Raw genomic sequence first — 20992 nt, 5'->3', positions numbered from 1 at the left:
ATAGCCGTTCCCCCCTGAGCGCCGCTCGTCCGCCGGGCGCTGGCCCGTTGGCCACGGAACTGTAGCGTTCAAGCGAGAACATGGCCTCACTTGCAACGATCACTGGCGCGCTGGACGCTCTCCTCACTCCACAGTCCTTCCGTGACTACGGCCCCAACGGGCTTCAGGTACCCGGAAGTCGCGATGTCGACACCATCGTCACAGGCGTCTCGGCGTCCGCGCGCCTGTTCGAGGCGGCGGCGGAACGTGGCGCGCAGGCGGTGCTGGTGCACCACGGCCTCTTCTGGCGCGGGATGCCGCAGGAGATCACGCCCGCGCTGCACCGCCGCCTGGTCCCGCTCTACCGGCACGACCTCGCGCTGCTCGCCTACCACCTGCCGCTCGACGCGCACGAGACGCATGGCAACAACGCGCTGCTCGCCGACGCGCTGCAGGCCGACGAGAAGGAGCGGTTCGGGGAGATCGGCTTCACCGCGCACTTCTCGGGCGACGGCATCCCCGCGGCCGAGCTGCTCGACCGGGTCGGCACCGCGACCGGCGGCCGCGTCCCGCTCCACCTCGACTTCGGCCCCGAGCGCGTGCGCAAGCTCGCGATCGTGAGCGGCGGCGCGGCGGACTTCGTGGGCGACGCGATCGACACCGGCCACGACGCGTTCCTCACCGGCGAGCCTGCCGAGCGCGTCATGACGCTGTCCCGCGAGGGCGGCATCCACTTCATCGCCGCCGGCCACTACGCGACCGAGACGTTCGGCGTCCGCGCGCTGGGCGACCACCTCGCCGAGCACCTCGGGATCACGCACGTCTGGGTCGACGACCCGAATCCCATCTGACAATCGGCCGATCGGTCCCTTGTATCCGTCTGCGGCGTCCGCTACTAAGTGCGGTACGTCGCAAACGGACCCTTGGAGGTCAACACCGATGGCGAATCACCTCACCCCGACGGAGCTCGCTCGCGAGAACGGCATGGAGCGCCGGGACGTGATCGCGAAGTGCATGGAACTCGGGGTGCCGATCTTCCAGGGGAAGATCGACAAGACGCTCTTCCTCGCGAGCCTGCGGGAGCTCGAGTCCACCGAGGTCGAGCAGGAGGCGATCAAGGTCTGAGGGACCGTCAAGACGTGCGCCGCCTGCGAGGGACGCCTCGCGGCCGTGGATCGCCACCCGGTTCCTCACCGATCCAAGCAGGATCGGCTTCGAAACCGCGCGGCGCCCACGACCACGATGCGGGCCTCGCAGACGACACGCCGGTTCTTGACAGCCCCTCTCGCGGACGGCACGGCCTCCACTAAGCTCCGCCCAGGGAAGAGGGCGCGGGCCCTCTGAGGAGGAGAGGAGACTCATGGAGGCCACCACCGCACCGGCGTCCGAGCCACGGACGACCGGTTCGACGACCATCGCCGACCTGCTGCCGAAGGCCGCGGAGCTGTTCGCGGACCAGACGGCGGTCACGTTCAAGGACCGGTCGAGCGGGGAGTGGCAGGAAGTCACGTTCCGCCAGGTCGGCGACATCGTCAGCGAGATCGGCCGCGGGCTGATCGACCTGGGCATCGCGCCCGGCGACCGCGTGTCGCTGCTGTGCACCACGCGGCCGGAGTGGACGTACGCGGACTTCGCGATCTCGACGGCCGGCGGCGTCGTCGTGCCGATCTACCCGACCAACGCGCCCGAGGAGTGCGAGTGGGTCGCGGGCAACTCGGAGTCCGTCGCGATCGTGTGCGAGAACGCCGAGCAGCTCGCGAAGATCGTCCAGGTCCGCGGCAACCTGCCGCACCTGGAGCACCTCATCGTCATCGACGCCGACGGCGACGTGGCGGACGCCGTGACGCTCGACCAGCTGCGCGAGCGCGGCCGCGGGCGGTCCGAGGACGAGCTGCGCGCGCGGGCCGCAGCCGTCTCGCCGGAGGACCCGTACACCTTCATCTACACGTCTGGGACGACCGGGCCGCCGAAGGGCTGCGTCCTCAGCCACGCCAACTACCGCGCGATCATCGACGCGACGACGCAGAACGGCGCGCTGGGCCAGGGGCCGGACGAGGTCACGTACCTGTTCCTCCCGCTCGCCCACGCGTTCGCGCTGCTGATCCAGCTCGCGTCCGTCGACCTCGGCACGCCGATCGCGTACTGGGGCGGCGACCCGCAGAAGATCATCGTCGAGCTGAGCGAGGTCAAGCCGACCTACCTGCCGTCGGTCCCGCGCATCTTCGAGAAGCTCTACGCGCTGGTGGCGGCGAACGTCGACCCCGACACGCTCGCGAAGGCCAAGGAGGTCGGCGGCAAGGTCGAGGACCTGCGCATCGCCGGCCAGCCGGTCCCGGCCGAGCTGCAGGCCGCGTACGACCAGTTCGACGAGAAGCTGTTCAAGAACGTCCGCGCCGCGTTCGGCGGACGGCTCCGCGAGGCGGTCACGGGCGCGGCCCCGATCGCGCCCGAGATCCTCGAGTTCTTCTGGGCGTCCGGGGTGCCGGTGATGGAGGGCTACGGCATGACCGAGACCTCCACCGCCGCGACGTCGTCCCGGCCGGAGGCGCACCGGTTCGGCTCGGTCGGGCGAGCGCTGCCGGGCGTGGAGATCAAGATCGCCGAGGACGGCGAGGTCCTGCTCAAGGGCCCGAACATCTTCACGGGCTACTACAAGAACGCGGACGCGTCGTTCGGCTCGATCGTCGACGGTTGGCTCCACACGGGCGACCTCGGCTCGCTCGACGAGGACGGCTACCTGTTCATCACCGGCCGCAAGAAGGACATCATCATCACCGCGGGCGGCAAGAACCTGACGCCGGCGAACTTCGAGAACGACCTGCGCCAGTCGCCGCTCATCTCGCAGTGCGTGATGCACGGCGACCGCCGCCCCTACCCCGTCGCGCTGATCACGCTCGACGAGGAGGCGATCGTCCCGTGGGCGCAGGCGCAGGGCATCGAGGACACCTCGATCGCGGCGCTCGCGCAGGACGAGAAGGTCCACGCGATGGTGCAGGCCGAGGTCGACAAGGCCAACGAGCGCCTCGCGCAGGTCGAGCAGGTCAAGAAGTTCGTGATCCTCGACCACGACCTGTCGCAGGAGACCGGTGAGCTGACGCCGACGCTGAAGGTCAAGCGCAACGTCGTCAACGAGCTGTACCTGCCGCTGTTCGACGAGCTCTACGCCGGGAGCTGATCCCGCGCCGCTGACGACGGCGCGCTCGTGCCGGGCGCGCCGTCGAGCAGCTTGCCGGGGTTCATGATCCCGGCCGGGTCGAGGCTCGCCTTGGCCGCGCGCAGGGCCGCGAGGCCGAGCGGCCCGGCCTCCTGCGCCAGCCACGGCGCGTGGTCGCGGCCGACGCCGTGGTGGTGGGTGATCGTCCCGCCGCCGGCGATGATCGCGTCGCTGGCGGCGGTCTTGACCGCGCGCCACTGCTCCAGCTCGGCGTCCTGCTCCTGCCGGGCGGCGAAGGTGAAGTAGAGCGAGGCGCCGGTCTCGTAGACGTGCGAGACGTGGCAGGCGACGAACGCCGGCGTGCCGCGCGCCGCGAGGCTGGCGTGGATCGCATCGCCGACCGCCGCCTTGAGCGCCTCGAGGTTCGACCACGTCGTCGCGGTCTCCAGCGTGTCGACGAGGATGCGGCGGTCGAGCAGGACGTCGCGCAGGTACGGGCCGTGGAACCGACCGGCGCGCCACGCCTTGCCCGCCGGCGTGCCGAGCTGGAGCGCCTCGTGGCGGCGGAGGATCGCCTGGGCCGCGCGCCGGCGGCGCTTGATCTCCGCAGGCTCGCCCTCCCACCCGGCGATGATCACGCAGCCACCCGCGTGGCCGCGCGCGCGGAGGTAGCGCGCGAAGAGCGCCTGGGCGGGGCCGCTGCCGGCCATCGCGAGCGAGAGCTGCGTCTCGGCCTCGTCGGAGAGCCGCAGCACGTCCGGCGCGGCGTCGTGCTGGCGCAGCGCACGCAGCAGCTCGGCGCCGGCGTGGAACGAGCGGACGCTGTACGCCTCGTAGCGGCGCGCGGCCGGCGCGGGGCGCACCTGCAGCGTCGCCTCGGTGATCACGCCCATCGTGCCCTCGGAGCCGACGAGGAGCTGGCGCAGGTCCGGCCCGGCGGCGCTGGCGGGGAGCGTGCGCGCGACGACCTCGCCCTGCGGCGTCGCGGCGCGCAGCCCGAGGACGAGCTCGTCGATGCGGCCGGTGCCGGTCGACGCCTGGCCGGCGCTGCGCGTCGCGACCCAGCCGCCGACGGTGGAGAACTCGAACGACTGCGGGAAGTGGCCGAGCGTCAGGCCGTGCTTGCCCAGCTCGCGCTCGGCCTGCGGGCCTGTCAGGCCGGCCTGGAGGGTCGCGGTGAGCGAGCGCGGGTCGGCCGCGACGAGCGCGTCCAGCCGGCGCGTGTCGAGCGCGATGACGTGCTCGTGGCCGCCGCGCAGGGCCTCCACGCCGCCGACGACGCTCGTGCCCCCGCCGAACGGGACGACCGCGACGCCGTCGGCCGCGCACGCGGCGAGCACGTCCGCGACCTCCTCGGGCGTGGCGGGCAGGACGACGGCGTCAGGCGCGCCGCTGCCGTCGCCCGCGCGCAGGCGGACGAGGTCGGGGTACGACTTGCCGGCCGCGCGCGTGAGGCGCGTGGGGTGGTCGGTGCGGACGTGCTCGTCACCGACGATCGCGGCGAGGCGCGCGCGGGCACCGGGCGCGAGGTCGTGGTCGGGGAGCCGGACGTCCTGGGCCGCGACCGGCTTGCGCAGCCCGCCGCCGCGGCCCGGGCCGAGCGTGGCCTCCAGCATCGCCTCGACGCCGGGCGGCAGGACCGGGTCGTGGCCGTCGGTCCCCCACCCCCACCAGCGCATCTCGTTCGGGTCGGTGAAGGTCATGCGGGCACCTCCGTGTCGAGCAGCTCACGCCACCCGGGGATGAGATCGGCGCGCACACGGCGCGCGACGTCCTCGTCGGTGAGCGCGCCCTCGGCGGCGCGCGCCCACAGCAGCTCGACGCCGAGCACCGGGACGCCCGGCGCGATCGGCCGCAGGAGCGCGTCGTCGCCCTCCGCGAGCGCCGCGACCGCGGCGGCCTCCGCGCCGAAGCGGCGGACGAGGCGGGGCGGCAGGCCGGCGGCGCCCGCTCCCACGCCGACGAGCGCCAGCCGCGCGGTCCTCGCTCCCCCGACCGCCCCCTCCTCGCGCGCGGCGATCACGTCGACGGCGTCCTCCGCCATCCGGCGGTAGGTCGTCAGCTTGCCGCCGACGACGCTGATCACGCCGTCGTGTTCGAGCACCGCGTGGCGGCGCGACAGGTCGGCGGTGGCACCGTCGCCGCCGAGCAGCGGCCGCAGGCCGGCGAACCGCCCGACGACGTCCTCGGCGGTCAGGTCGCTCTCCAGCACGGTGTTGACCGTCTGCAGGAGGAACGCCTCCTCCTGCGCGTCGACCGGCGGGGCGTCGCTCGGCGCGCCGTCGTACGGGTCGTCGGTGAGGCCGATCAGGACGTGCCCGTCGTGGCGGGGGAGCGCGAAGACGAAGCGGCCGACGGTGCCGGGGACGGGCACGCTGATCGCGGCGCGCGGGTCGCCGAGCCGGGCGGCGTCGACGAGCAGGTGCGCGCCCTTGCTCGGCCGCAGCTCGATGTCGGGGACGAGCTGCGCCGCCCACACGCCGGTCGCGTTGACGACGTGCCGCGCGCGGACGCCGAACGTGGCGCCGGTGAGGTCGTCGCGCGCGGTCGCGCCCTCGGCGTGCAGCTCCGTGACGGGCGCGTGCGTGAGGACCTTCGCCCCGTGCGCGGCGGCGGTGCGGGCGAGCGCGACGACGAGCCGCGCGTCGTCCTCGAGCTGGCCGTCCCAGTGCAGCAGCGCGCCGCGCAGGCCGTCGTGGCTGAGCGCGGGCGCCCACCGGCGCGCCTCCTCGGCGCTGACGCGGCGGGCGGGCGGGAGCCTGCGAGCGCGCGTCCCGGACATGCGGCGCAGCACGTCGCCGCCGCGGATGCCGGTCGCCACCAGCCGGTCCGCCCCGCGGCCGACGCTCGGCCCGAACGGGACGAGGAACGGCAGGGCGCGGATGAGGTGCGGCGCGATGTGCCGCATGAGCAGCGCCCGCTCGCGCGCCGACTCCCACGCCATCGGCACGTCGCCCTTGGCGAGGTACCGCAGCCCGCCGTGCACGAGCTTCGAGCTCCACCGGCTCGTGCCCGTCGCGAGGTCCGCGCGCTCCAGCAGCGCGACCGACAGCCCGCGCGACGCGGCGTCCAGCGCCACCCCGGCACCGGTCACGCCACCTCCGACGACGAGCACGTCCACGACCTCCCCACCCGCCAGGGCGTCGAGATCGGCGGCGCGCCGGGCCGCGGTGAGATGGGACGAGGCGACCATGTGTGACACCCTAACAGCGAGTGTCACACCGTCGCAACCCCGTCGGTCGCGACCCGCGGCCGCCACGCGCCGCACGGGAGGAGTCACCATGTAGGCGACGTGTCCGCGATCACGACCGACGACCCGATCCTCGACGCCGCCCGGGCGACCGTGCTCGACTTCGGCATCAGCCGGATGACGGTGAGCGAGGTCGCGCGGCGGGCGGGCGTCTCGCGCATGACCGTGTACCGGCGGTACCCGGACGGCGAGGCGCTGCTGAAGGCGGTGATGGCGCGCGAGTTCACGCAGACCATCGCGCTCGGGCAGGAGGCCAGCGCGGCCGAGCCGAACGCGCGCCTGCGGCTCGTGGCGGAGGTGATGCAGGCGCTCGTGCTGCTGCTCGACCACCCGGTGATGCGGCGGCTGATCGAGGTCGACGTCGACCAGCTCGTGCCGTACTTCGCCGACCACATGGGGCGCTTCCAGCAGGCGGTCGTCGCGCAGCTCACGCACGAGATCGCCGCCGGGCAGCAGGCCGGGGAGATCCGCCCCGGCGACGCGGCGACGATGGCGCAGACGATCGAGCTGGCGCTGCGCGGGCCCGTGCTCGCCACGCGCACCCTCGAGGGCGAGGAGCGCGAGCGCGTCCTGCACGAGCTCGAGCAGCTCCTCACGCGCTTCCTGGCGCCCGAGTGATCCGCCCGCCCGCGTCGCCCGAACAGTCGGTGCGATGTCGGAAGCCAACCACCTGCCGCGGCGGATCGCGGTCGTCGGCGCCGGGGTCTCGGGCCTCGTCGCCGCCCATCTCCTCGCCCAGGACGGGCATGCGGTCGTCGTCTTCGAGGCGGCGCCGTACGCCGGGGGCCACACGAACACGATCGACGTCGCGACGCCCCGCGGCGGCACGCTCGCGGTGGACACCGGCTTCATCGTCTTCAACGACCGCAACTACCCGCAGTTCGAGGCGCTGCTGGCCGAGCTCGGCGTCGCGTCGCGACCGTCCGACATGTCGTTCGGCGTCAGCGACGCCGCCGGCACGTTCGCGTACGCCAGCTCCTCGCCGCGCGCGCTCTTCGCGACCCCGCGCCACCTCGCCGACCGCCGCTTCCACGCGATGCTGCGGGACGTCCGGCGCTTCCAGCGCGACGCCCGCGCGCTCCTCGCCACGCCGGCCGCCGACCACGACCCGCCGCTCCGCGCGTGGCTGGAGGAGCGCGGGTACGGCGAGTGGTTCGTCGAGCGCCTGATCGTCCCCCAGGCGACCGCCGTGTGGTCCGCCGACCCGGCGCAGATGTCGAGCTTCCCGGCGCGCTTCCTCGCGCAGTTCTTCGCCAACCACGGGATGCTCGAGCTTCGGAAGCGCCCGCAGTGGCGCACGATCGCCGGCGGCTCGCGGACCTACGTCGACGCGCTGCTGCGGCGGCTCGACGCGGACGTGCGACTCGCCACGCCGGTCGTGCGGGTCGAGCGCAGCCCCGGCCACGTGACGATCACGCCCGAGCGCGGCGCGCCAGAGCGCTTCGACGACGTCGTCCTCGCCACCCACGCCGACACGACCCTCGCGCTGCTCGGCCCGGACGCCACGCCGCTGGAGCGCGAGCTGCTCGGCGCCTTCCCGTACCAGCCGTCCGAGGCCGTGCTCCACACCGACACGCGCCTGCTCCCCCGGCGCCGCGCGGCGTGGGCGAGCTGGAACGCCCACCTGCTCGACCCCGCGCCCCCGCTCCCGACCGTCACGTACGACATGAACCGGCTCCAGGGCCTCGACGCACCCGAGCGGTACCTGGTCACGCTCAACCGCACCGATGCGATCGACCCGGCCACGGTCATCCGCCGCATCGCCTACGCGCACCCGGCCTTCACGCGCGCGGGCGTGCGCGCGCAGCAGCGCCACCACGAGATCAGCGGCCATCGCCGCACCCACTACGCCGGGGCGTACTGGGGCTGGGGGTTCCACGAGGACGGCGTCGCCAGCGCCCACCGCGCCGTCGCGACCCTGCGCGCGGCCACGGGCCACGCCGCGCCACGGGAGCGGCTCGCCGCATGACCCAGAGCGCCCTGTACCGCGGGACGATCCGCCACCGCCGCCACGCGGTGCGCGGGCACGCGTTCACCCACCGCATCGCGCTCGCCTACGTCGACCTCGACGAGATCGACGAGCTCCCGCCGCACCTGCAGCCCCGCCGCACCGACCACCTGGGCGGCGACCCCGCCACCCCGCTCGCGGACGCCGCCCGCGCGGTCGTGGAGGAGCACACCGGCGCGCCCTCCCCGCAGGGCCCCGTCCGGCTCCTCACCCAGCCGCGCGGCTTCACGCCGGTCTCGTTCTTCTACCTCTTCGACGGCCCGGACGAGACGCTGCGCGCGGTCGTCGCCGACGTCACGAGCACGCCGTGGAAGGAGCGCCGCCAGTACGTCGTGACCGGCGCCGGCGCGGTGCTGCGCGGCGCCCACGACAAGCAGATGCACGTCTCGCCGTTCCTCGGCATGGAGCACCGCTACCGCTGGCGCGCCACGGCGCCCGGCCCGACGCTCTCCGTCCACATCGCCGTCGACGACGCGTTCGACGCGACGCTGAACCTCACCCGCGCGCCGCTCACCGCCGCCGCGCGCGCCACCCCCAACGCCAGGACGCTCGCGCTCATCTACGGCCACGCGGCCGCGCTGAAGCTCCGCGGCGTTCCCGTCCACGCCCACCCCGGCCCGCAGCCCGCCGCCCGATGACCACGAGCCTCGCCCGCGCCATCGCCCTCCGCCTCCTCGCGCGCATGCGCGAGGGCCGCCTGATGATCGTCGAGGACGGCGAGTGCCGCCAGCTCGGCCCGGGAGGCGACCCGACCGCGGTCGTCGAGATCGCCGACGCCCGCACGTGGCCCGCGCTCCTGCTCCAGGGCAGCCGCGGCCTGGCGACCTCGTACGCCGCCGGCCACTGGACGACGCCCGACCTCGTCGACGTCGTCCGCCTCGCCGCCCGTAACGCCACGCTGCTCGACGACGTCCGGCGCCGCGCCACGCCGGTCCGCGAGCCCTACCAGCGCGCCCGCGCGGCGCTCACACGCAACACGCCGGCCCGCAGCCGCCGCGACATCGCCGCCCACTACGACCTGGGGAACGCGCTGTTCGAGCTGATGCTCGACCCGACGATGATGTACTCGGCGGCGCTCTTCACCGACGACGACCAGCCGCTGGAGCAGGCCCAGCGCACGAAGCTCGACGTGCTCACGGACAAGCTCGACCTGCGGCCCGAGCACCACCTGCTGGAGATCGGCACCGGCTGGGGCGCGCTCGCCGTCCACGTCGCGCAGCGCACGGGCTGCCGCGTCACGACCACCACGCTCTCGCGCGAGCAGTTCGACGTCGCGCAGGCGCGCGTCAAGGGCGCCGGCCTGGAGGACCGCGTCACCGTCCTCCTGCAGGACTACCGCCACCTCACCGGCACGTACGACCGCCTGGTCAGCGTCGAGATGATCGAGGCCGTCGGCTGGAAGGATCTCGGCACCTTCTTCCGCCGCTGCAGCGACCTGCTCGCCCCGGACGGCCGGATGGTCCTGCAGGCGATCACGATGGACGACCGCGCCTATGCGGTCGAGCGCGCGTCCAAGAGCTTCATCCGCACGCTCGTCTTCCCCAACGGCTGCCTGCCCTCGCAGCAGGTGATGGCGAACGCGATCGCCACCGAGACGGACCTGCGGCTCACCCAGCTCGAGGATCTCACGGGCGACTACGCGCGCACGCTGCGGCACTGGCGGGCGAACCTGGACGCCGCCACCGGGGAGCTCGATCAGCTCGGCTACGACCAGCGGTTCCGGCGCCTGTGGCGCCTGTACCTCGCCTACTGCGAGGCCGGGTTCGCCGAGCGCCGCATCGGCCTGGTCCAGTCCGTCTACGCCAAGCCACGGCACCACGCGCGTGTGCAGGGCTCGGCGGACGCGGCGCGCGCAGGTACGCTACGTGCCGGTGCGCACGGACCCCACTGACAACGGCGGGCTCTTCGTCGGCCGCCGCCCGGGGACGCGACCGGTCCGGTATCGCGAGATCCCCGAGGAGACGGTCGGCCGGCGGCGGCGCGTGGACGCGGCGATCGCCCACGCGATCCTCGTCGTGATGGTCGTGATCGCCGCCACGTTCTGGGGCCCGATCCCCATGGCGTGGCTGTGGATCGGCGCCCAGCTCCAGTACCACACGGACTCCGTGATGCTCGGCATCTGCGTCGCCTTCATCGGGATGCTGCTGACGATCATGGGCGGCCTCGTCCTGGTCAAGCGACTCGACGGCTTCTGGATCCTCGCCCGCCGCGCCGCCGGCCACGACCAGCGCAGCGGGATCATCGGCCCGGTCTTCGCCGTCGCCGCCATCATCGGCGTGACGCTGTTCACCATCTGGCTGATCTTCATCGCCGGACTCAGCCCGACGATGGCGCCATCCGATCAGTAACGAGTGGGTCTCCTCGATCACTACCGCCAGTTCCAGGGCCTCAGCGACGAGGAGGTGAGCGCCGACCTGCGCGCGAAGGCCGACGCGCGCAAGGCCGAGGCGCTCGAGCGGGTCGAGCCGATCGACCTCTCCCGCACGACCTGGCCGGGGCTGCCGCACCACCAGGTCGTCAACGCGATCACGTACGCCGCGCGCAAGGGCCTGAACCGCTACGTCGACCCGCGCGCCGGCACGCTGCGCTCCGAGATCGCCCACCACCACGGCATCGACGCGTCGCAGGTCGTGGTGGGGAACGGCGCGGCGCAGCTGCTCGCGTCGGCTGCCGCGGCGCTGCTGGAGCCGGGTGACGAGCTCGTCACGCCGTGGCCGTCGTACCCGCAGTACCCGCAGCTCGCGCGCCGCTCGCACGCGCGCGCCGTCCCGGTCCCCGGGTTCGCGGTCGACCAGCTCCTGGCCGCGGTCACCGACCGCACGCGCGTCATCACGATCTGCAACCCGAACGACCCGACCGGCGAGCTGCTCGACGCGGACGCGCTGGACGGGCTGCTCCGATCGCTCCCCGAGCGTGTTGTCACGTTCGTGGACGAAGCGCTCGTGGACTACGTGGACGCCCAGGCGGTCGACGCGAACCTGCCGCTCCTGGAGGCGCACCCGCGCCTGCTCGTCTTCCGCTCGTTCTCCAAGGCGTGGGGCCTGGCGGGCCTGCGCTGCGGCTACGCGCTCGGCGCGCCGGACGCGACGACGCTCCTGGAGCAGCTCGAGCCCGACCTCGGCGTCAACGACCTCGCCCAGGAGGGCGCGCTGGAGGCGCTGCGCTCCACCGAGGGCCGGGTCCGCAAGCGCGCGCAGACCGTCGCGACGCAGCGCACGCACGTGCTGGAGGCGCTGCGCGACACGCCGTACGACGTCGCGCCGTCGCAGGCCAACGTCCTGTGGCTGCGCCTCCCGGGCGTCGACGGGGCGGAGCTGGCCGCGCGGCTGGAGCGCCAGGGCGTGATGGTGCAGCCCGGCGCCCCGATCGGCCAGCCCGACCGCGTCCGCGCGTCCGTCCACCTGCCCGAGCACGCGGTGCGGCTGGTGCGCGCGCTGGAGCTGGCGCTGGAGGAGGAGCCGGACCGTGCCGCGCGGAGCTGAGCCGCGGCGCCACGACGCGGTCCCGGCCGTCGCCTTCGCCGCCCTCGTCGCGCTGATCCTCTTCGCCGCCTGCGTCGGGTCGGCCGCCGCGGCCGGTCCGGCCGCGCGCGCCGCGGTCGTCGGCGGCGAGGACGCCCCGAAGGGCGCCTACCCGTGGATCGTCGCGCTCTCGCGCGGGTGCGGCGGGACGCTGATCGCGCCCGACCGCGTGCTCACGGCCGGCCACTGCGTCGAGGACCTGCGCGTGAGCGAGCTGAAGCTCTTCGTCGGCGCCTACGACCGCGAGCTGGGCGGCTACGACTACGACGGCCTCCCCGTCAAGGCGATCGAGGTCGCCAGCCACCCGCGCTACCGCTCGCTGGAGAACGGCGGCCCGTCCAACGACGCCGCGATCCTCAAGCTCAGCGCGCCGGTCCCCGACGTCCCGCTCGTCCGGCTCGCGACGGCCGCCGAGGCGCCGCTGTTCGCCGGCGGCGAGGAGGCGATGGTGATCGGGTGGGGCGTCACGCGCACCGACCTGCAGCGCGCGCCGCTCGCGACCGGCCTGCAGCAGGGCGCGCTGCGGATCCTCCCCGACGACAGCTGCGACCGCGTCTACGGCCAGGACGGCTCCTACCGCCGCAGCGTGATGCTCTGCGCGCGCAGCCGCAACCGGTTCCGCACCCCGAACACCTCGCCCTGCGTCGGCGACAGCGGCGGCCCGCTGGTCGTCGGGGACACGCAGGTCGGCATCGTGAGCTTCGGCATCTCGTGCGGCGCGCTGCACGAGCCCACGGTCTTCTCGCGCGTCGCGAGCCTGCGCGCGTTCATCGACGCCCCCGAGCCGCTGTGGTCGCCGCAGCCGCTGGGCCGGGCGCAGGTGAGCGGCACGCTCGTGCCGGGCCGCATCGCCACCTGCGTCGCCCCCGAGTGGCGCAACCGCGTCGACCGCGTCCGCTACCGCTGGGGCATCAACGGCGTGCTCGTCGCGACCGGCCGGCGCGTGCGGGTGACCGAGAGCGCGCGCGGCAAGGTGCTCCAGTGCCGTGCGGTGGCCGAGAACGACGGCGGCTCGACCCCGAGCGCGGCGTCGCCGGAGCTGCGCGTCCCGCGCGCGGGCGCCACCAAGGGCACCTCGGGCCCGAAGGCGCAGCCGCTGCGCGACGCGACGCGCGAGCCGTTCTGAACGGCCTATCCACGAGGACCGCCAGCCGGTACGGTCCGAAGCGTGTCTGCCACGCACCCCACCGCCCGGAGAGCGCGGCTCGGGTTCACCGACGCGGCGCACGACGAGGTCGTCCTCGACGACCTGGAGCAGACGGGCGAGCTGCCCGCCTGGCTCACCGGGAGCCTCCTGCGCACCGGCCCGGCGCGCTGGGACCTCCCCGCCGGCTCCGTCAACCACTGGTTCGACGGGCTCGCCCAGCTGCACCGGTTCAGCTTCCGCGACGGAGCCGTCTCGTACGGCTCGCGGTTCCTGCGCTCGAAGGCGTGGCGCCACGTCGAGGAGACCGGCGCGCTCGGCTTCCGCGAGTTCGCGACCGACCCGTGCCGGAGCGCGTTCCGGCGCGTCGCGTCGCTCTTCGCGAGCGACCTGACCGACAACGGCGCGGTGAACGTCACGCGGCTCGGCGACCGCTACCTGGCGCTGACCGAGACGCCGCTGCCGGTCGCGTTCGACCCGCAGACGCTCGAGACGTTCGGGATCGAGGGCCGGCCGCCGGTCGACGTCGCGAGCGCCCACCCGCACCACGACCCCGAGCGCGGGCTGCTCGTCAGCCACGGGACGTACCTCAAGGGCCCGAAGCCCGGCTACGCGCTGTTCGCCCAGCGGGACGGCGCGGACAAGGGCGAGGTCTTCGCGCGGTTCGGGGCCCGGCACCCGGCCTACCACCACGCGTTCGGCCTCACGCACGACCACGCGGTGCTCGCCGAGGCGCCCTTCACGATGGGCAACCCGATCGCGATGGGGCTCGGCTCCAAGCCGTTCATCGAGTACTTCACGTGGCATCCGGAGCGCCCGGCGCGCTTCCTCGTCGCCGAGCGCGCGACCGGCCGGCGGTACGAGCCGTGGACCGCCGACGCGTTCTTCTGCTTCCACCACGTCAACGCGTTCGAGGAGGAGGGCGACCTCGTCGTCGACCTGCTCGCGTTCGAGGACCCGTCGATCATCGACGCGCTGGCGCTCGGGCGCCTGCGCGAGGGCGCGCCGATCCCGCTGCCGCAGCTGCGGCGCTACCGCCTGCCGCTCGACCGCCCCGGCACGCACGTCGCCTCCGAGGTGCTCAGCGACGAGGCGTTCGAGCTGCCGCGGATCGACTACCGCCGCGTCAACGGCAAGCCGTACCGCTACGTCTTCGGCGCGGGCGCGGAGGAGTGGTTCGACCGGATCGTGCGCGTCGACGTCACCACCGGGACGAGCATCCGCTGGCAGGAGCCCGGCACCTACCCGGGCGAGCCCGTCTTCGTCGGCCGTCCCGGCGCCGAGACCGAGGGCGACGGCGTGTTGCTCAGCGTCCTTCTCGAGCCTGACCGCGCGGCGTCGAGCCTGCTGGTGCTCGACGCGGGGACCCTGACCGAGCTGGCTCGCGCGCGCGTGCCGCACCACATCCCGTTCGGGTTCCACGGCCAGCACTTCGCGAGCGCGCCCTAGCGGCGCCCGCGGTGCGGCCTACGACTCGCCGGCGCTCTGCCGCAGCAGGGCGCCGGTGGTCTGCTCGAGGATCTTGCGCCAGGCGCGCGTCTTCTCGCGCTCGACCGCGAAGTGCTTGACGACCTTCCGCACCCGCGTGGCGGAGATCTCGATGCCGTGCCGCTCGCACACCGCGTGGAAGTCCTCGTAGTCGGAGGCGAGCTTGAGCGTCACCGACTGGAACCCGTGCTTGGCGATCTGGACGCGCTTGGCGTAGTTCATGATCGACGTCTGGAACATCAGCTCGTCGTTCGGCTCGGGCTCGATCAGCACGATGTCGACGCCCGGGTACCGCTGCTCCCACTGGCGCGCCTGCTCGTGCAGCCGCTGGTAGGCCATCAGCTTGAAGGTCTGGTAGCCGATCTGCGGGAGCCCCATGTCGCTGACGCGCTGCGGCCGCGAGCCGAACAGGCCGCCGACGCGCTTGGAGAAGTCGTTGACGAACGGGACGAGCGGGTTGACGACGACGATGAACTTCGCGCCCGCGTCGACGGCGATGTCGAGGTTCGTGGTCGAGACGATGCCGCCGTCGATCAGCTCACGGCCCTTGACCTCGACCGGCGCGTACACCATCGGCAGCGCGGTGGAGGCCCGCACCGCGGTGGAGATCGGCACGTCGTCCCAGCCCTCCGTGCCGAACACGATCCGCTCGCACGTGTCGAGGTCGGTCGCGGCGAGGTACAGCTCGCTGTCGATGTCGCGGAAGTCGTCGGAGCGGTCCGGGTCGGAGAGGACCTCGTTGATGTACCGCTCGATCCCACGGCCTGAGTACATGCCCGAGGGCAGCGCCTCGGCGAGGCCCAGCGCGGCGTCCATGACCGCGCCGCGCAGGAGCTGCGGCGCCATCTCGCGCGCCAGCCCGGCTGCGCGGAACGGCAGCTGCAGGCCCTTCTTGGCGAACTCGACGTAGTTCGGCCGCAGCAGCGTCCCGAGGTCGATGTCGCGGAACGGCGTCGGCACCTGCTGGTTGACGACCCGCATCATCTCCTCGGGCGTCACGCCGTTCGCGCACATGGAGGCGACGAACGAGCCCGCGGAGGTGCCGACGTACACGTCGAACTGGTTGACCGTGCGGTTGACGCTCAGCAGGTCGAGCGCCCTGAGCGCGCCGATCTCGTACACCGCGCCGGTGAACCCGCCCCCGCCCAGGACGAGCGCGGACTTGGACTTGCGCGGCCGGCGACGGGTCGTCGTGGCCTTGGCGCGCTTGCGCCCGCGACCCTCCTCGATGCCGACGACCTTGCCCATGTCGCGATCGTACCCGCTCATACGACCGTCATCGGCACCCGCGGCGCGGCGCGACAGGCCCGCGCCGCGGATTCATCCGGACTTCACACGGCGCGCTCGACGGCCGGCCTGGAGGCGCCGGCCGGTGCGGCCTGGGCGCCTGTCCCGGCACGCCGCGGCAGCGCGGCTGCGGCGAGCACGCCGGCGAGCGTGAGCCCGCCGACGACGAGCAGGGCGGACACCAGGCCGTCCGCCACCGCGACGCGCAGGGGCTCCCCGGTCAGCCCGTCCGGCACGCCGGCGACGCCGACGAGCACCGCCAGGCCGGCACCCGAGCCGATCTGCAGCGACGTCGACGCGATCCCCGACGCGGTGCCCTGGACGCCGGGCGCCACGCCTTCAGTGGCGGCGAGGAACATCGCCGGGTAGACGAGCCCCATCCCCAGGCCGGTCACGACGACGCCCGCGAGCGTGGTCGCGTACGTCGCGCCGGGGCCGATCTGCGCCGCCAGCAGTGCCGCGCCGGCGCCGCCGACGAGCATGCCGGCGACGAGCGTGAGCCGCGTGCCGAGGTGGGCGACGAGTCGGTCGGACAGCGCGTTGCCGGCGGTGATCGCCAGCGTGGGGCCGAGGAACGCGAGGCCGCCCTCGAGGGCCGAGTAGCCGAGGACGTCCTGGAAGTGGAGGGTCAGGAAGTACGGGACGGCCTGCAGGCTCATCCCGAACACGAAGATGACGGCGACCGCCGCCCGCAGGCGCCGGGCGCCGAGCATCCCCAGCGGCAGCAGCGGGTCGTCGCTGCGCGCCTCGATCGCGACGAACGCCGCCAGCAGCAGCGCCGCGCCGCCGGCAGCCCCGAGCACCAGGCCGTCGCCGATGCCCTCCTCGGGCGCCTGGGCGATCGCCAGCACGAGGAGCGTGACGCCGGCGGTGCCGGTGAGCGCTCCGGGCGCGTCGAGGCGGCCGCGGCGCGACGCCGCCGCGTCGGGCTCGACCAGCGCCAGCGCGCCGGCCGCGCCCAGCAGCGCGATCGGCACGTTCACGAGGAAGACCCCCTGCCACCCGGCCAGGTCGGTCAGGACGCCGCCCAGCAGGGCGCCGAGCGTCAGGCCCGCCGCCCCGGCGACCGCCCAGATCGAGAGCGCGCGGTTGCGCTCCGGCCCCTCGGCGAACATGGTCGTGACGAGCGACAGCGTGGCCGGGAACAGCGTGGCCGCGCTCACGCCCTGCAGGACGCGCGCGGCGATCAGCGCCTCGGGGCCGGTGGCCACGCCTCCGAGCAGCGACGCGGCGCCGAACCCGGCCATGCCGGCGACGAACATCCGGCGCCGCCCGACGAGGTCGGCCAGCCGCCCGCCGAGCAGGAGGAAGCCGCCGAACGTGATGCCGTACGCGGTGACGACCCACTGCAGGGCATGCGGGGAGAACCCGACCTCGCGGCCGATCTCGGGCAGCGCGACGTAGACGATCGTGTAGTCGAGAGCGATCAGCAGCTGGCCCACCGCGAAGAGCGCGAGGGCCAGCCGTGGACGTGCAGAACGGGACATGGACCCGAGTCTGCACCTTCAAGCGCGCTTGAAGTCAAGCGGGCGCGACGCCCGGCGCCACGATGAGCTGCCACCCCTCCGTGCCCGCGCGGACGCGCGGCGTCCAGCCGGTCGCCTCGGTCAGCCGGCGGCTCGAGAGGCGCTGCGAGCGCGCGAGCGGCGCCAGCGGCGGCGGCACGGCGTCGTCCGGGATGGGGGGCTCGAGCGTCTCGCGCCCGACGACGGCCGCGAGCGCCGCGTCGCCCTCGCCGCGCGTCGGCGGGTCCGCGTCGGCGACGTTGTAGATCCCGGCCGGCGCGCCGAGCGCGGCCACGACGGCGGTGGCCGCGTCGTCGAGCCAGACGGTGGGCCGGTACGCGTCCCGGGGCCCGATGCTGGGCGACACGCCCGCGCGGGCGTTCATCACGTCGGTCAGCGTCAGGTCGCTGTCGGGCCCGACGAAGAGTCCGAACCGCAGGACGACCGTGTCGCCGCCGAACAGCTCGGTCGCGTTCCGCTCGGCGACGAGCGCCGTGTCGGTGGTGCCGCCGCCCGCAACCGGGGCGTCCTCGTCGAGCCAGGCGTCGCCGCCGTCCGCGTAGACGAAGGCCAGCGACTCCTGGACGAGGCGCGGCACGCCGGCCGCCTGCGCGGCCGCGGCGATCGCCGCGGACGCCTCGGTCCGCAGCCGGTCGTTCTCGTCCCAGGCGCCGGGCTCGCCCATCCGGGCTGCCGGCGGGATGCGGGTCAGCAGGTTGACGACGGCGTCCGCGCCCGCGAAGACGGGGGTCAGCGCGTCGCGGTCGTACACGTCGGCCACCACGGCCCGCGCGCCGCGCTCGCGCACCTTGCGCGCGCTGGTCTCCGACCGCACGACGGCCGTCACGCCGCGGCCGGCGCGGACGAGCTGCTCGACGACGCGGCGGCCGATGACGCCGGTGGCTCCGGTGATCACGATCTCGTTCATGTCACCCCTGACGGATGCGGTCGGCACGGTGTGACAGCGAGCGACCGCGACTTCCAGCGCCGTCTGGTGTCATGGGGTCCGATGCGCCTCCGCTCCCTGCTCGCGGCCGCCGTCGCGCTCGTGCTCGCCGCCGTGGCCGCCCCGCCCGCTCTCGCCCTCGACGCCGCGACCCTCCGCACCAGCCTGACGAAGGCGATCGGTGGAGCGGGCGGCTCCTCCGGCGCGTACGCCCGCGACCTGCAGACGGGCGCGGAGCTCGTGGACGTCCGGTCGGACGCGGCCCGCATCCCGGCGTCGGTGGAGAAGCTGTTCGTGACGTCGACCGCGCTCATGCGCTTCGGCCCGACGACCGAGCTGACCACGCGTGCGGTGACGGACGCCGAGGTCGACGCCGACGGCGTGCTGCGCGGCGACCTGTGGCTCGTCGGCGGCGGCGACCCGGGGCTCACCGAGGAGGACCTCGCCCGGATGGCGTCCGCCGTCGCCCAGGGCGGCGTCCAGCGCATCGAGGGCGGCGTCGTCGCCGACGACACGCGGTTCGACCGCCTGCGCGGCTCGTCGCGCACCGGCGGCGCGGCCGACGGCGACATGGGCGGCCGGCTCGGCGCGCTCCTGCTCCGCCGCGGCTTCCAGTCCTCGCCCGCGACCTACGTCGCCCAGCGCTTCATGGCGAAGCTGAAGGCCGAGGGGATCGAGCTCGGCCGCAAGCCGCGCGTGGGCGTCGCGCCGACCGAGGCGACCGAGCTGGCCACCGACGCGTCCGCGCCCATCGGCGACCTGATCCGCCAGACCAACGTGCCCTCCGACAACTTCATCGCCGAGATGCTGCTCAAGAACCTCGGCGCCGAGTACGGCGAGGGCGGCACGACGAGCGCGGGCGCGGCGGTCGTCCGCTCCACCCTCGACGACTTCGGCGTGCGCCCGCGCATCTCCGACGGCTCGGGCCTCTCGCGCGCCAACCGCACGACGCCGCGCCAGGTCGTCCGGCTGCTGGAGCGGATGGAGGGCCAGGAGACCGCGCAGACCTGGCGCTCCTCGCTGGCCGTCGCCGGCCGCACCGGCACGGTCAAGCTCCGCATGCGCGGCAGCGCCGCCGCCGGCCGCTGTCGCGTCAAGACGGGCACGATCCGCGGCGTCTCCAACCTCGCCGGCATCTGCACCACCACCGGCGGGCGCCTCGTCGGCTTCGCGTGGCTGATGAACGGCGTCTCGACCTGGACCGGGCACCGGGTGCAGGACCGGATGACGGCCCTGCTCGCGCGCTACTCGGGCTGAGCCTCCGCAGGGTCGCGCGCGACCCACCCCGGCGCGTCGAGGCGGATCGCTCCGCCTCCGACGAGCTGCCGGAGCGTCTCCTCCAGCGCGGCGACGGATGCCGCACCGACCTCGCGCTCCCATTCGGTGCGCAGCTCCTCGAAGACCGCCTCGCCCTCCTGCAGCAGCGTCAGCCCGCGGTCGGTGACGCGCACGCGCGTGCGACGCCCATCGACCGGGTCGGCCTCGCGCACGACGTAGCGGCGCTCCTCCAGCACCGCGATCGTCTTGGCCGCCGCCTGCTTGGTCACCGACATCGCCCGGCCGAGGTCCGACGCGCTGTCGGCCCCCGCCAGGATCGCGCGCAGGGCGAACTCGTGCACCGGGCGGACGTCCTCGTAGCCGCGCTCGGCGAGCGCCGCGGTCGCCCGGTCCGCCAGCGCGCGGAAGCCGCCGAGCAGGAGGAGCGCGAGGTCGGCACCGGAGCGGGACACCGACGCAGCGTACGCGCGCTTGATATCGACAACCTCGTTGTCTATCATCTCGACAACCCGGTTGTCTACTTTTGAGAGCGTGCACGATGCCCACCGTTCCCCCCGCAGGCGCCACCGTCCGGGAGGTCACCCACCACCTCGCCGACCTCAACGGCACGCGGCTGCACTACGTCGCGGCCGGAGTCGCCGGCACGCCGATCGTGCTCGTCCACGGCTGGCCCGAGACCTGGTGGGCGTTCCGCAAGCTGATCCCGCTGCTCGCCCAGGCGCACCGCGTCTACGCGCTCGACCTCCGGGGCTTCGGCGACTCGGACAACGGCGACACCGAGTACGGCGAGGCGGTCGCGGCCGAGGACCTGCACCAGCTCGTCGAGCACCTGGGTGCCGGCCCGGTGCACCTGCTCTGCCAGGACATCAGCGGCGGCGTCGGCTTCCGGTTCGCGGCGACCCACCCCGAGGACGTCCGCAGCTTCACGGCGGTCGAGTCGGCGCTCGCCGGGTTCGGGCTCGAGCGCCTCGCCGACGTGCGCGACGGCGGGTCGTGGCACCTCGGGTTCCTCGGCACCCCGGGGATCCCGTCGATGCTGCTCCCCGGCCACGAGCGCGACCTCCTGGCCGGGTGGGCCTACCCGATGATGAACGGCACCGAGGGCGCCGTCACCGAGGACGACATCGCCGAGCTCGTGCGCACGTACGCCCGTCCGAACGCGTGGCGGGGCACCGAAGGCCTCTACGCCGACGTCCTCGCGAACGGCGGCGCGACCCGCGCGCTGGCCCAGGAGCGGCCGCTGACGGTGCCGGTGCTCGCCGTCGACGGCGTCAACCATCCGATGACGGCGACCACGTTCCGCCAGGTCGCGGCAGGCGAGGTCACCGCCGTGCACGTGGAGGGGGTCGGCCACCTGGTCGCCCAGGAGGCGCCCGCTGAGCTCTCCGTCGCGCTCCTCGACTTCACCGAGCGCGTGGACCGCTCGGCCTAG

Annotated in this window: 19 protein-coding genes; 13 read left to right on the top strand and 6 right to left on the bottom strand. The window is 74.2% G+C overall.

The features are described from left to right. Positions 1–80 precede the first annotated feature (80 nt). The 3 genes from AC1UE5_RS08415 to AC1UE5_RS08405 all read left to right on the top strand — a co-directional run bounded on the left by AC1UE5_RS08415 (position 81) and on the right by AC1UE5_RS08405 (position 3154). Positions 81–830 carry a Nif3-like dinuclear metal center hexameric protein gene (locus AC1UE5_RS08415; RefSeq protein ID WP_482922073.1) on the top strand — a complete coding sequence of 250 codons (750 nt, stop codon included), beginning with the start codon at positions 81–83 and terminating at the stop codon, positions 828–830. A gap of 88 nt (positions 831–918) precedes the next feature. Then, positions 919–1104 carry a hypothetical protein gene (locus tag AC1UE5_RS08410; protein WP_482922071.1) on the top strand — a complete coding sequence of 62 codons (186 nt, stop codon included), beginning with the start codon at positions 919–921 and terminating at the stop codon, positions 1102–1104. A gap of 235 nt (positions 1105–1339) precedes the next feature. Continuing rightward, positions 1340–3154 (top strand): AMP-dependent synthetase/ligase, encoded by a 1815-nt coding sequence (locus AC1UE5_RS08405; protein WP_482922069.1) that lies wholly within the window; start codon positions 1340–1342, stop codon positions 3152–3154. Here AC1UE5_RS08405 and AC1UE5_RS08400 read toward each other — a convergent pair. Both AC1UE5_RS08400 and AC1UE5_RS08395 read right to left on the bottom strand, forming a co-directional pair. Beyond that, positions 3139–4836 carry an FAD-binding oxidoreductase gene (locus AC1UE5_RS08400; protein WP_482922067.1) on the bottom strand — a complete coding sequence of 566 codons (1698 nt, stop codon included), beginning with the start codon at positions 4834–4836 and terminating at the stop codon, positions 3139–3141. The genes AC1UE5_RS08405 and AC1UE5_RS08400 overlap by 16 nt on opposite strands. After that, positions 4833–6326, bottom strand: a complete 1494-nt coding sequence (locus AC1UE5_RS08395; protein WP_482922065.1) for a glycerol-3-phosphate dehydrogenase/oxidase — start codon at positions 6324–6326, stop codon at positions 4833–4835. Before AC1UE5_RS08395 ends, AC1UE5_RS08400 begins: the two co-directional genes overlap by 4 nt. A 99-nt stretch (positions 6327–6425) precedes the next feature. On the opposite strand from AC1UE5_RS08395, the gene AC1UE5_RS08390 reads away from it, so the two are divergent. The 8 genes from AC1UE5_RS08390 to AC1UE5_RS08355 are packed head-to-tail and all read left to right on the top strand — an operon-like array spanning position 6426 to position 14505. After that, positions 6426–7001 carry a TetR/AcrR family transcriptional regulator gene (locus tag AC1UE5_RS08390; protein WP_482922063.1) on the top strand — a complete coding sequence of 192 codons (576 nt, stop codon included), beginning with the start codon at positions 6426–6428 and terminating at the stop codon, positions 6999–7001. 34 nt (positions 7002–7035) lie between these two features. Beyond that, positions 7036–8352, top strand: coding sequence for an NAD(P)/FAD-dependent oxidoreductase (locus AC1UE5_RS08385; RefSeq protein WP_482922061.1), 1317 nt, complete (start codon positions 7036–7038; stop codon positions 8350–8352). Then, positions 8349–9029 carry a DUF1365 domain-containing protein gene (locus AC1UE5_RS08380; protein WP_482922059.1) on the top strand — a complete coding sequence of 227 codons (681 nt, stop codon included), beginning with the start codon at positions 8349–8351 and terminating at the stop codon, positions 9027–9029. The genes AC1UE5_RS08385 and AC1UE5_RS08380 overlap by 4 nt, the downstream gene beginning before the upstream one ends. After that, complete coding sequence (locus tag AC1UE5_RS08375; protein ID WP_482922057.1) at positions 9026–10282, top strand: class I SAM-dependent methyltransferase; 1257 nt, start codon at positions 9026–9028, stop codon at positions 10280–10282. Before AC1UE5_RS08380 ends, AC1UE5_RS08375 begins: the two co-directional genes overlap by 4 nt. Beyond that, positions 10263–10739, top strand: a complete 477-nt coding sequence (locus tag AC1UE5_RS08370; protein ID WP_482922055.1) for a hypothetical protein — start codon at positions 10263–10265, stop codon at positions 10737–10739. The genes AC1UE5_RS08375 and AC1UE5_RS08370 overlap by 20 nt, the downstream gene beginning before the upstream one ends. Before the next feature lie 3 nt (positions 10740–10742). Continuing rightward, a complete protein-coding gene (locus AC1UE5_RS08365) occupies positions 10743–11873 on the top strand; it encodes a pyridoxal phosphate-dependent aminotransferase (protein ID WP_482922053.1) in 1131 nt (376 codons plus the stop codon). After that, complete coding sequence (locus AC1UE5_RS08360) at positions 11857–13038, top strand: S1 family peptidase (protein ID WP_482922051.1); 1182 nt, start codon at positions 11857–11859, stop codon at positions 13036–13038. The genes AC1UE5_RS08365 and AC1UE5_RS08360 overlap by 17 nt, the downstream gene beginning before the upstream one ends. A gap of 42 nt (positions 13039–13080) precedes the next feature. Next, positions 13081–14505: a carotenoid oxygenase family protein gene (locus tag AC1UE5_RS08355; protein ID WP_482922049.1), complete on the top strand. Its 1425-nt coding sequence runs from the start codon at positions 13081–13083 to the stop codon at positions 14503–14505. An 18-nt stretch (positions 14506–14523) separates the two neighbouring features. On the opposite strand, the gene AC1UE5_RS08350 is transcribed toward AC1UE5_RS08355, so the two are convergent. The 3 genes from AC1UE5_RS08350 to AC1UE5_RS08340 all read right to left on the bottom strand — a co-directional run bounded on the left by AC1UE5_RS08350 (position 14524) and on the right by AC1UE5_RS08340 (position 18264). Then, positions 14524–15813, bottom strand: a complete 1290-nt coding sequence (locus tag AC1UE5_RS08350; RefSeq protein WP_482922047.1) for a patatin-like phospholipase family protein — start codon at positions 15811–15813, stop codon at positions 14524–14526. A gap of 62 nt (positions 15814–15875) precedes the next feature. After that, on the bottom strand, positions 15876–17318 hold the full coding sequence (locus AC1UE5_RS08345; protein WP_482922045.1) for an MFS transporter: 1443 nt from the start codon (positions 17316–17318) through the stop codon (positions 15876–15878). Between the two features lie 34 nt (positions 17319–17352). Beyond that, positions 17353–18264, bottom strand: a complete 912-nt coding sequence (locus AC1UE5_RS08340; RefSeq protein WP_482922043.1) for an NAD-dependent epimerase/dehydratase family protein — start codon at positions 18262–18264, stop codon at positions 17353–17355. An 81-nt stretch (positions 18265–18345) separates the two neighbouring features. Between AC1UE5_RS08340 and dacB the strand changes: the two genes are divergently transcribed. Next, positions 18346–19539: a D-alanyl-D-alanine carboxypeptidase/D-alanyl-D-alanine endopeptidase gene (dacB, locus tag AC1UE5_RS08335; RefSeq protein ID WP_482922041.1), complete on the top strand. Its 1194-nt coding sequence runs from the start codon at positions 18346–18348 to the stop codon at positions 19537–19539. On the opposite strand, the gene AC1UE5_RS08330 is transcribed toward dacB, so the two are convergent. Further along, the gene (locus tag AC1UE5_RS08330; protein ID WP_482922039.1) at positions 19527–20012 is read right to left on the bottom strand and encodes a MarR family transcriptional regulator; all 486 of its coding nucleotides are present in this window, start codon (positions 20010–20012) and stop codon (positions 19527–19529) included. The genes dacB and AC1UE5_RS08330 overlap by 13 nt on opposite strands. Before the next feature lie 86 nt (positions 20013–20098). Here AC1UE5_RS08330 and AC1UE5_RS08325 point away from each other — a divergent pair, with 86 nt between their 5' ends. Then, positions 20099–20992, top strand: a complete 894-nt coding sequence (locus AC1UE5_RS08325) for an alpha/beta fold hydrolase (RefSeq protein WP_482922037.1) — start codon at positions 20099–20101, stop codon at positions 20990–20992.

It is taken from the genome of Parviterribacter multiflagellatus (assembly GCF_056863265.1).
This window is presented reverse-complemented; position numbering and strand designations above follow the sequence as displayed.

Coding starts and splice junctions, on each gene's coding strand:
- AC1UE5_RS08325 (WP_482922037.1), top strand. CDS start 20,099: ATGCCCACCGTTCCCCCCGCAGGCGCCACCGTCCGGGAGGTCACCCAC.
- AC1UE5_RS08350 (WP_482922047.1), bottom strand. CDS start 15,813: ATGAGCGGGTACGATCGCGACATGGGCAAGGTCGTCGGCATCGAGGAG.
- AC1UE5_RS08395 (WP_482922065.1), bottom strand. CDS start 6,326: ATGGTCGCCTCGTCCCATCTCACCGCGGCCCGGCGCGCCGCCGATCTC.
- AC1UE5_RS08345 (WP_482922045.1), bottom strand. CDS start 17,318: ATGTCCCGTTCTGCACGTCCACGGCTGGCCCTCGCGCTCTTCGCGGTG.
- AC1UE5_RS08385 (WP_482922061.1), top strand. CDS start 7,036: ATGTCGGAAGCCAACCACCTGCCGCGGCGGATCGCGGTCGTCGGCGCC.
- AC1UE5_RS08375 (WP_482922057.1), top strand. CDS start 9,026: ATGACCACGAGCCTCGCCCGCGCCATCGCCCTCCGCCTCCTCGCGCGC.
- AC1UE5_RS08380 (WP_482922059.1), top strand. CDS start 8,349: ATGACCCAGAGCGCCCTGTACCGCGGGACGATCCGCCACCGCCGCCAC.
- dacB (WP_482922041.1), top strand. CDS start 18,346: ATGCGCCTCCGCTCCCTGCTCGCGGCCGCCGTCGCGCTCGTGCTCGCC.
- AC1UE5_RS08410 (WP_482922071.1), top strand. CDS start 919: ATGGCGAATCACCTCACCCCGACGGAGCTCGCTCGCGAGAACGGCATG.
- AC1UE5_RS08340 (WP_482922043.1), bottom strand. CDS start 18,264: ATGAACGAGATCGTGATCACCGGAGCCACCGGCGTCATCGGCCGCCGC.
- AC1UE5_RS08405 (WP_482922069.1), top strand. CDS start 1,340: ATGGAGGCCACCACCGCACCGGCGTCCGAGCCACGGACGACCGGTTCG.
- AC1UE5_RS08400 (WP_482922067.1), bottom strand. CDS start 4,836: ATGACCTTCACCGACCCGAACGAGATGCGCTGGTGGGGGTGGGGGACC.
- AC1UE5_RS08415 (WP_482922073.1), top strand. CDS start 81: ATGGCCTCACTTGCAACGATCACTGGCGCGCTGGACGCTCTCCTCACT.